The organism is Caldisphaera sp., from assembly GCF_049974385.1.
Taxonomy (GTDB): Archaea; Thermoproteota; Thermoprotei_A; order Sulfolobales; family Acidilobaceae; genus Caldisphaera.
This window is the reverse complement of sequence record NZ_JBMFIW010000056.1, coordinates 1-821: the sequence shown is the minus strand read 5'-3', so window position 1 is coordinate 821 and position 821 is coordinate 1. Positions and strand designations below refer to the sequence as shown.

1 pseudogene is annotated in these 821 nt (G+C 29.0%); it reads left to right on the top strand.

Annotation, left to right across the window (positions count from 1 at the left end):
* Window positions 1-646: 646 nt before the first annotated feature.
* Window positions 647-821 (top strand): annotated as a pseudogene (locus ACP5GV_RS08090) (sulfurtransferase); the annotation flags it as partial.

Below are 821 nucleotides of genomic sequence, written 5' to 3'. Positions count from 1 at the left end.
TTCATTTCTTGTTTCAGATAAAAAACTTCATGAAGCAGCACTAAAAGAAGGATTAAACAGTATGCTTATATAGTATTATCTTTCATATAGCATTTTAATTAGTTTATTGCATTTAATTTAAGATGTTTAAATCCTATTCTTAGAGATCGTTACTTAGAGATAAATTTTATATAATTCATTTAATTTTTCCACTGACCATTTTATATAAGCTAACAGCCATGAAGGAGATTGATTCCTAAGGCCTTAAGGGTTACCCCTTTATGATACTCTTATTCCTCGCTTCAGGTGGGAGTAAAGTTAATCTAACTCCTTATTAAGTTAACCTGAGAGAGACATCTTAACCCCTTTATCTTTTTGTCTTGGTATCGGAGTAGAGGCTTACCTCACATCTTAAAACGGTGAAGCATACCCCATCTCTGGTAAGCATAGAAGAAGAAAATGGGGTGTTTAAAGTAACAATAGAAGTAATAAGCAAAAAATAATTTTCATTTTATCATTAGCAAAAATAAACTTAAACCTAATAATTTTTTCTATTTATATAGAAATACATGATTTATATCAAAAATATACATAGAGAAAAAAATTTTTATTTGTATGAACTTAAAAATAATTTAATTCTTTTAGGCTTAAAACATAGTGATGTGACATGGGTGAAATTAAGGAAATTGTTGATAATAATTGGTTGTTGTCCCATTTAAAGGATGATAATGTAAGAGTTGTCGAGGTAGATTATGATCCAACAACAGCATTTAATATTTGGCACATACCTGGCTCAGTATTAATAAAATGGAGAGAAGATTTGAGGCATAAAGTATTAAGGG